This is a genomic window from Bacillus sp. M5A3_1b (genome assembly GCF_053345335.1).
In genome coordinates, this window is record NZ_JBKEZY010000012.1 from 115,308 (window position 1) to 124,775 (window position 9,468).

Genomic DNA, 9,468 nt, shown 5'->3' on the forward strand with positions numbered 1-9,468 from the left:
TTCTTACAAAACAAATTAGACCGAACGGTCGGTTTATGAAAGGGGAATGAAAATGAACGCTTTATTTAAAAACCGAGCATTTATGCTCGTTATGGCATCTGATATTTTACAACAATTTGCAATTTGGATTAGAAATATGGCTCTTTTGTACTTCATAATGGAGCGAACGAATAATGATCCAGTTTCAGTTTCGTTGTTATCGGTTATGGAATATGCACCTATTTTTATTTTCTCGTTTATCGGTGGCGCGCTAGCTGATCGCTGGAATCCGAAAAGAACGATGGTTGCTGGAGATGTATTAAGTGTACTGTCTATTGTAGGAATTGTCTTGTTGCTAAAGCTGGATTATTGGCAGGCTATATTTTTTGCAACACTCATTTCCGCGATTGTAGGCCAATTTTCTCAGCCATCATCTTCGCGTATATTTAAGCGCTACGTAAAAGAAGAACAGGTAGCAAATGCGATTGCATTTAACCAAACATTACAGTCATTATTTATGATTTTTGGACCAGTGATAGGATCACTTGTGTATACACAACTTGGTTTATTTACGTCACTATATAGCTTAATCATTTTATTTTTGTTATCTGCTATTGCTCTTTCGTTTTTACCAAAATGGGTGGAACAAGAGCAAGTGGCGAGAGATTCATTAAAAAATGATATAAAAGAAGGATGGAAATACGTTCTTCATACGAAAAATTTACGTATGATTACGATCACTTTCACCGTTATGGGCTTAGCTGTTGGATTAACGAATCCATTAGAAGTGTTTCTTGTAATAGAGCGTCTTGGAATGGAAAAGGAAGCAGTTCAATATTTAGCCGCAGCTGATGGGATAGGTATGTTAATCGGTGGTATTGTTGCTGCAGTTTTCGCTTCAAAAGTGAACCCGAAAAAGATGTTTGTATTCGGTATGAGCATATTAGCAATGTCATTTTTAGTAGAAGGGCTATCTACATCATTTTGGATTACTAGTTTCATGAGGTTTGGAACAGGTATTTGTTTAGCTTGTGTTAATATCGTTGTCGGTACGCTTATGATTCAACTTGTACCAGAAAATATGATTGGAAGAGTAAATGGAACAATTTTACCACTGTTTATGGGGGCAATGTTAATCGGAACTTCACTAGCTGGAGGATTGAAGGAGATGACCTCACTAGTTACTGTATTTTGTATAGCAATGGCACTTATTTTATTTGCGATAGGGCCAGTTCTACGCATGCAAATAAATAAAGAGGATGTCGCTAATAAAGAGGAACTAATAAATTCGTTAGCTTCGAAATAACCATTGTAAGGGAGCAGGATTGCTCCTTTTTCTTGTGGCAATCTTTTGACAATGAAATGCCCCAACTATATACTGATGATGTAAAAACGATTTTACAGGTTAGGAGAAATGGTGTGAAAAATCAAATCTATGAATTACGCACTGAAAATAATATTTCACAAGGTGCATTGGCTGATAAGTGTAAAGTTTCTAGACAGACGATAAATGCAATTGAGAATAATAAATATGATCCAAGCTTAGCGTTAGCATTCCGTTTAGCTGAAGTATTAGGAACAACTGTTGATAAACTATTTTTGTACAAGCTGTAGGGGGAGTAGTTGTTGGGGAAAGAGAAAATAAGCCTTGTAGTTACGGCATTAGTAGCTATAAGTACGTTAGTGTTTGCACTTTATTATTGGTTAACTGAACTTCAAGTAAACTGGTATGCACTATTTATTTGTAGCATCGCATTACATTATATATTTAAAAGTTTGGCATCGCATAATGTGGAAGGGATAACGGAGGAGAAAGAAGATGTAGAAAAACATGTATTAAAAACAAGTGCAAATGTTACGTATTATGTACTTGTTGTATTAATTTTTGGTTTGTTTTTCGCATCGGTAGGTTTTAATAAATGGATTGATTTTCATAACATACCGCTTTTGTTTGCGTTATGCGCTGCGATAGTTGTAAAGCCGGCTGTAGAATTTTTAATTGTAAGACGTTATCGCTAAAAATAAAGAAAAAGATCCTCTTCTCATGCGAAGAGGATCTTTTTCTTATAGCGTTTTAGTTTTTGGACTAGGTGGTGTAACGGATGTATCATTTTCGGGAACTCTAGTTAGTAAGAATCCACCGATAACGAACAGTACAATAATACTAAGGACACCAGCGTTTGTTTTTCCCGTTAATTGCGTTGTAACACCGACTAATACGGGCCCCATAATTGCCGCGAATTTACCAAAGATATTATAAAATCCGAAGAATTCATTTGCAGATTCTTTTGGTACTAGTTTTGCAAAATAGGAACGACTAAGTGCTTGAATACCACCTTGAGAAGTGGCAACTAACATTGCTAAAATCCAGAAATCGAGTGTCGTTTTTAAGAAATAAGCATATATGCAGATAATGATATAAATAATAATACCGACGTATAGCATTTTCTTACCTGTAAATGTTTCTGATAACTTTCCGTATAATAAGGCGAATGGACAAGCTACAATTTGTGTGACAAATAAGATGATTAATAGATTCGTTGCACTAATACCGAGATCTGTTCCGTAAGCGGTAGACATAGTAATAATTGTATCGACCCCGTCAATGTAGAAGAAGTAAGCGATTAGGAACATAAATACAGTTTTATATTCTTTAATATTTTTAAAAGTATCAGCAAGGCGTTTGAAGCTCATTGCAATTGGTCTTGGATGACGTTCAATATAATGTGTTTGCTCTACATTTTTTAGCATTGGAATTGTAAATAATCCCCACCAAAGAGCTGTTATTGCGAACGAAATTTGACTAGCAATGCCGACTGATAAAGGGATAGTTCCTTTTTGAGCAAGGATAATAAGAGCGATACAACCGATAAAAGGAATTGTGCTCCCAATATAACCTAATGCAAAGCCTCTTGTAGAAATTCGGTCCATTCTATCTTTAGAGGTAACATCTACTAAAAATGCATCATAAAAAATGTTTGCTCCCGCAAAACCGACTAATGCGAGCATATAGCAGCCTAATAATAAGTACCACTGAGACGTTGGGACGACTGCTAGCATACTTGTAAATACGATACCGAGTCCAAAGAAGAATGTGAAAAATCGTTTTTTAAATCCTTTATAATCAGCAACTGTGCCGAGAATAGGAGCAAGTATAGAAATTAAAAGTGTAGCGAAAGAGTTTGCATATCCCCAATATGCCGTTGAAGTTGCACCAGATAGTCCGGCTTCTTTTGCAGCTGCCTTAAAGTAAATTGGGAATAATGCAGTTGTAATGACGAGCGAATATACCGAGTTCGCCCAATCGTATAATATCCAGCTTTTTTCTTGTCTGGACATTTTTTTCATATAATGTTCCCCCTTAAATTGTTCTACTAACAGTGTACAAAAATAAAAATTATAAAAAGAGAAACAGTGATGATTTTTACATAACTTTTACATATATACACAGTTCTTTACAATTGAAGTAAATCCTCTACAATTGATCCGTCTGTTTCACCTAAGTGTAAACCGAGTAGTCTAGCGATAGTTGGACCTTCATCAATAAGTCTCATGTACGGAATGGTAACGCCGCTTTTTATCCCTTTCCCAGCAGCGATAAAAATTGTTTCATAGTTAGGTTTTGTTGGAGAGTATCCATGCGTACCAAATGTATATTTTTTACTGGGCGTAACATCTTTTTCAGTAATTTCTTTTATAAAATCGCCTGTATAGTTTTCAGTGAAATAATATCCTTCTTGTGCTTCCAAAATAAATAAACAATTACCATCTGCACCGCAGTCTTTTGCAGCTTCATCATGAAGCATAAATTCAATACCGTTTTGTTTATTTTGAAGTAACTCTTCAAGTAGTAGTTGTACTTTTCGAATTGTATCCGTATCATTTTTGTCCTTCACATATACATAGGCAGAGCCGTCGCAACTTTGGCAATAGACCTTCCAGTCTACTAATTTTCCTTTTGAATTTATAGATATAAGCCCATTTTGATGAAATAGTACATTTAATTGAATGGCTTTGTTTTCACTTAAAGCGCTATGATCACCGAGAGCGATAATTGTACTTTCTTCGTATAGGTCACTGTCTTTTAAAGCTTGAATAATTTTTCCTAGCCGTTCATCATGTCTATGGATAGCAGCTATTGTTTCGTTAGATTCAAAGCCGTGATAGTGTCTTTGAGTGTCTAAATCGGTGAAATGTATAAACATGACATTAGGCTTCTTCGTCTGGATTGTATGCACAGCAGATGCAAGTACGAAATCATCGAGTTCAGGCTGTGATAAGCCATTTCTTATATGACCAAAACGCTGATTCAAATCTAATTGATATAGTGGGCTACCGCTAAATAATGAAACTAAGATTTGATTTTGCCACGGTCTATTTGGAAAAATTTCAGGTAAATTGTAATCAATATTTGCTCTGCCGGTAACAGGCCATAGAAGGGCAGCTGTCGTTAAATTTGCTTTACGTGCTTCATCGTATAACGTTGTTCCTTTAATGGATTTTCGGTACCAATGCCAATCTGGTGACTCACTTCCAGGTTGAAGTAACGTATTGCTAACTACGCCATGTTTATTAGGGTAGTTTCCAGTAACGATTGTTGAGTGGCTTGGATATGTTACAGAAGGATAAATAGGTTCAACTTTTTTCGCAATCGCGCCCTTGTTTATTAATGTGTGGAAATTAGGAAGTTTTTGTAATATAGGAAAATCTAAAGCTGATAAGCAATCGAAAGATAAAATAATGACATGATTTGTTAATGCTTTATCCATAAAGTTCCCTCCTGATTATATAAAACCTATTCTTATATATTACTATTAATACCTAGTAATAAAAATATATTTCTAGGTAAAAATTTATTATTTATTTTCAGAAAAATTAAACATATAATTAAGTATAAGGGAATGAATGGAAGGAGGGAATACTATGGATTGGCTAGATGGATTTAGTATCTTTTACATCATTAGCGGAATTACGATTATCCTTGTATTTACTATTTCGTATTTACTAAAGAAACGGTTTCCAAACAAACAGTTCGATATTATATTTGCACTTAGTTTAATACTTCTTTGCTTAGCATCCTTTCCCGTTACAATGATGGTGATTGGTGGATGGGAAGGAATGGGATATGGATTTATTGGTTTCTTCGTTCTACTTGGTACACTTATCGGTATGATTGCACATCAACTTGTAAAAATCTCGCGAAAAAGCTACGTATAAAACTGCAGAAAATGAAAAGAATATATAAAAATGAGAAAATTAGCTATTGTTTTAAAAAAGAATTTGTATTATGATAATCAACAAATTTATTTCGTTATAACGATGAAAAAGGACTAGTACATGTTCAACCTTTTTAGCAGAGAGAGAATCCGCTAGGCTGAAAGATTCTTAAAAAGGCGATATGGAACCTACCTTTGCGTTCTGCATATGCAGCGGGAATTTCCCGTTATCAAAAAGAGAGCATGCACAATTTTTGTGCATGAATCAGGGTGGTAACGCCGGCAAAGCTCGGTCCCTATTTAGGGACACGGGCTTTTTTGTATTTTCTAAAAGGAGGAAGATTGACTATGGCAAAAGAACAAGTACAAGCGATTACGAAGATGGAAGAGGATTTTGCACAGTGGTACACAGATATTGTAAAAAAAGCAGAACTTGTTGATTATTCAAGTGTAAAAGGGTGTATGATTCTACGTCCGTACGGTTATGCCTTATGGGAAAATATACAGAAAGTTATGGATGAAAAGTTAAAAGCAACTGGTCATGAAAATGTATATATGCCAATGTTTATCCCAGAGAGCTTATTGCAAAAAGAGAAGGATCATGTAGAAGGATTTGCTCCTGAAGTAGCATGGGTGACACATGGAGGGGATGAAAAATTAGCGGAGAGGCTTTGTGTACGGCCTACATCTGAAACTTTATTCTGTGAGCATTTTTCAAAAATTGTGCAATCCTATAATGATTTGCCAAAGCTATATAATCAGTGGTGTTCAGTAGTTCGTTGGGAGAAAACAACGAGACCATTCCTTCGTACAACGGAATTCTTATGGCAAGAGGGTCATACAATTCATGAAACAGCAGAAGAGTCGCAAGCTGAAACGTTACATATTTTAAATCTATATGCTTCTTTCTGTGAAGATTACTTAGCGATACCAGTAATTAAAGGGCAAAAAACAGAAAAAGAAAAGTTTGCAGGAGCAAAGGCAACTTATACGATCGAAAGTTTAATGCATGATGGGAAAGCACTTCAAACAGGAACATCCCATAACTTTGGAACGAATTTCTCTGAAGCATTTGATATTAAATTTTTAGATCGCAACGGTAAGTGGCAATATGTACACCAAACATCTTGGGGTGTATCAACAAGAATGATAGGTGGACTTATTATGGTTCATAGCGATAATAATGGTCTTGTAATGCCTCCTAAAGTTGCACCAGTGCAAGTTGTTATTGTACCTATTGCTCAACATAAAGAAGGTGTGTTAGAAAAAGCAACAGAGTTACAAGGACGTATTCAGAAGGTTGCGCGTGTAAAAATAGATGCTAGCAATAAAACACCGGGCTGGAAATTTAATGAGTATGAAATGAAGGGAATTCCAATTCGATTAGAAGTTGGTCCAAAGGATATTGAAAAGAATCAAGTTGTACTTGTAAGAAGAGATACGAAAGAAAAAGAATTTATATCAATGGATCAATTAGAAGAACGCATTCCATCATTACTTGAGGAAATTCATCATTCTTTATTTAATAAAGCAAAAGTATTTCGCGATGAGAATACGTATAGTGTGACGAATTTCGAAGAGATGAAAAAAGTAGCTGATGAAAAGCAAGGATTTATTAAGGCAATGTGGTGCGGAGAATTAGCTTGTGAAGAGAAACTAAAAGAAGAAGTTGGAGTATCTTCTCGCTGTATGCCTTTTGAGCAAGAGCATTTAGCTGACGAATGTATTTGTTGTGGTAAAGAAGCTAAACAAATGGTGTATTGGGGAAAAGCGTATTAATGCTTTTTTGATAGATGATAAAAAGGACTTTGGGCTGCATAATAAAATGCAATCCAAAGTCCTTTTTAGTTTTGCAATTTGTTTCATGTATGTTTTAGATGGAAGGATGTGTTTTTATTTTGCGTTTTTACGGCGAATAAATAGTAACATACCGATTAGGAATGTTGAAAGTCCTATTAAAATAGATGTAGGATAATGTGTTGCCGTATTAGGTAACTTATCGCCTTGTTTTTTCGTATTATCTTTTACATTGCCGCCTTGGGATCCGTTGCCACCTTGAGAACTGCTATCGCCTTTAACGCGGTTGCTGCCTTGAGAGCCATTACCACCTTGAGAACTGCTATCGCCTTTAACACGGTTACCACCAGAGCCATTGCCACCAGAACCATTGCCACCAGAGCCACTGCCGCCAGAGCCATTGCTGCCAGAGCCACTGCCACCAGAACCGTTGCCACCAGAACCACTGCCACCAGAACCACTGCCACCAGAACCGCTACCACCAGAACCGTTGCCGCCAGAACCGTTGTCACCAGAGCCACTGCCACCAGAACCGTTACCACCAGAGCCATTGCCACCAGAGCCATTGCCACCAGAGCCATTGCCACCAGAACCGTTACCACCAGAGCCATTGCCACCAGAGCCATTGTCACCAGAACCACTGCCACCAGAACCACTGCCACCAGAACCGCTGCCGCCAGAGCCGTTGCCGCCAGAACCGTTACCACCGGAACTGTTGCCACTAGAACCACCGCCATCAGAACCGTTGCCACCAGAACCGTTGCCACCAGAACCGTTGCCACCAGAATCACTGCCACCAGAACCACTGCCACCAGAACCATTGCCACCCGAGCCGTTGCCGCCAGAACCGTTACCACCGGAACTGTTGCCACTAGAACCACCGCCATCAGAACCGTTGCCACCAGAACCGCTACCACCAGAACCGCTGCCGCCCGAGCCATTGCCACCCGAGCCGTTGCCACCAGAACCGTTGTCGCCCGAGCCGTTGTCGCCCGAGCCATTGCCACCAGAGCCATTGCCGCCCGAGCCACTATCGTCCTGAGAACCATTGTTTCCTGGTGGTTTATTATTATCTTTTGAGTTGCCTTCTGCTAAATGATCGTTATTTTGTACAATCGCGTTTGTTACTGGAGAGAAGTTTTCTGTTGCTGCATTACCGATATTTAAACCACTAAAAAAAGATAAAGAAAGAGTTGATGCTAAAATGAAGACTTTTGTCATTGATTTCCTCCTGAAAAATTAATATTCCATCTAAAATACATCCCTTTGTAATATTTCATAGGAGATATAGTTTTATGCAAAAAACTATATAGATAAGATGTTCACAAATTTTATGGTTATATTTAGATATTCAAAATAAATATTTCGGAATGATATGTTAAGATTAATAGTAAGAAGAATAAAAAAGGGAGGGCTGAAGAATATAGGATTTCTTATATTCTTATAAAAAATTATGAAACAAACAACAAAACAAATAATAACAGGTACATTTCTAGCGACAGCAACATCTTTTATTTCGACGCATGCCTTTGCAGAAAGTGATAATTTAGCGACAGTAAATGCAACAAACTTAAATATACGTGAACAACCTACAACTCAAGGGAAAGTTATAGGAACAGTAAAAAAGGGAACAAATGTACAAGTTTTAAGTAAGGAAAAAGAATGGGCTAAAATTTCTCATGATGGAAAAGAGGGGTACGTCACATTACAATTTTTGGGATTTTCGAATGGGAATCCAAACGTTGAACAAAAACAACAATTAACGATTAATAATGGACAAAAAGAAGAGGGAATTGTTACGGCAACTCGTTTGAATGTACGTAATAGTCCAGCTCTAGGTAGTTCAATGATTGGCTATGTTCAAAAAAATGAAAAAGTAACGGTATTAGGAAAAGCGAACGGCTGGGCAAAGATTGAATATAAAGGAAAAGAGGGATATGTATCTTTAGAGTTTTTAAAATTTGGAGATGCAATTCAAACACCTGACACTTCTGGCCAAAAGCAACTGCAACCAACAATCAAAAATGGAGCACAAGAAGTAGGAACAATCAATGCAACAAGCTTACGAGTAAGAAGCGCAGCGAATACAAGTAGCTCGGTTTTAGGGAACCTAAAAAATGGTGAAAAAGTAACAGTACTAGGAAAAGCGAATGGTTGGGCGAAAATAAGCTATCAAGGAAAAGAAGGTTATGTATCGTTAGAGTTTGTGAAAATTGATGGCAACACAGAAGAGATAAAAAAACCGGAACAACCGAAAACATCAGATGCAACGATTAAAAATGGAACGCAAGAAGTAGGAACAATTAACGCGACAAGCTTACGAGTAAGAAGTGCGGCGAATACAAGTAGCTCGGTTCTAGGAAACTTAAAAAATGGAGAAAAAGTAACAGTACTAGGAAAAGCGAATGGTTGGGCGAAAATAAGCTATCAAGGAAAAGAAGGTTATGTATCGTTAGAGTTTGTGAAAATTGATGGC

9 protein-coding genes and 1 other annotated feature are annotated in these 9,468 nt (G+C 37.1%); of the genes, 6 read left to right on the plus strand and 3 right to left on the minus strand.

The features are described from left to right. Window positions 1–52 precede the first annotated feature (52 nt). The 3 genes from ACLBWW_RS25210 to ACLBWW_RS25220 are packed head-to-tail and all read left to right on the plus strand — an operon-like array spanning window position 53 to window position 1,998. Window positions 53–1,285 carry an MFS transporter gene (locus ACLBWW_RS25210; RefSeq protein ID WP_048541913.1) on the plus strand — a complete coding sequence of 411 codons (1,233 nt, stop codon included), beginning with the start codon at window positions 53–55 and terminating at the stop codon, window positions 1,283–1,285. Between the two features lie 56 nt (window positions 1,286–1,341). Further along, window positions 1,342–1,593: a helix-turn-helix transcriptional regulator gene (locus ACLBWW_RS25215; protein ID WP_002070345.1), complete on the plus strand. Its 252-nt coding sequence runs from the start codon at window positions 1,342–1,344 to the stop codon at window positions 1,591–1,593. 12 nt (window positions 1,594–1,605) lie between these two features. Then, window positions 1,606–1,998: a hypothetical protein gene (locus tag ACLBWW_RS25220; protein ID WP_048541912.1), complete on the plus strand. Its 393-nt coding sequence runs from the start codon at window positions 1,606–1,608 to the stop codon at window positions 1,996–1,998. A gap of 45 nt (window positions 1,999–2,043) precedes the next feature. Here the strand turns inward: ACLBWW_RS25220 and ACLBWW_RS25225 are convergent, their stop codons facing one another. Together ACLBWW_RS25225 and ACLBWW_RS25230 are read right to left on the minus strand one after the other, a co-directional pair. Continuing rightward, window positions 2,044–3,327, minus strand: coding sequence for an MFS transporter (locus ACLBWW_RS25225; protein ID WP_000738835.1), 1,284 nt, complete (start codon window positions 3,325–3,327; stop codon window positions 2,044–2,046). A 107-nt stretch (window positions 3,328–3,434) separates the two neighbouring features. After that, window positions 3,435–4,748, minus strand: a complete 1,314-nt coding sequence (locus ACLBWW_RS25230) for an alkaline phosphatase family protein (RefSeq protein WP_447614293.1) — start codon at window positions 4,746–4,748, stop codon at window positions 3,435–3,437. Window positions 4,749–4,902: 154 nt separating this feature from the next. Here ACLBWW_RS25230 and ACLBWW_RS25235 point away from each other — a divergent pair, with 154 nt between their 5' ends. Then, window positions 4,903–5,196 carry a YesK-like family protein gene (locus ACLBWW_RS25235; protein WP_048541907.1) on the plus strand — a complete coding sequence of 98 codons (294 nt, stop codon included), beginning with the start codon at window positions 4,903–4,905 and terminating at the stop codon, window positions 5,194–5,196. Between the two features lie 93 nt (window positions 5,197–5,289). Next, window positions 5,290–5,496: a binding site (T-box leader), on the plus strand. Between the two features lie 47 nt (window positions 5,497–5,543). Next, entirely contained in the window at window positions 5,544–6,974 is a 1,431-nt protein-coding gene (proS, locus tag ACLBWW_RS25240; RefSeq protein ID WP_048541905.1) for a proline--tRNA ligase, read from the plus strand. A gap of 114 nt (window positions 6,975–7,088) precedes the next feature. Here the strand turns inward: proS and ACLBWW_RS25245 are convergent, their stop codons facing one another. After that, the gene (locus tag ACLBWW_RS25245) at window positions 7,089–8,213 is read right to left on the minus strand and encodes an LPXTG cell wall anchor domain-containing protein (protein WP_372469942.1); all 1,125 of its coding nucleotides are present in this window, start codon (window positions 8,211–8,213) and stop codon (window positions 7,089–7,091) included. Window positions 8,214–8,445: 232 nt separating this feature from the next. Between ACLBWW_RS25245 and ACLBWW_RS25250 the strand changes: the two genes are divergently transcribed. Next, window positions 8,446–9,468, plus strand: a 1,023-nt coding sequence (locus ACLBWW_RS25250) for an SH3 domain-containing protein (RefSeq protein WP_447614294.1), incomplete at its 3' end; no start/stop codon positions are given.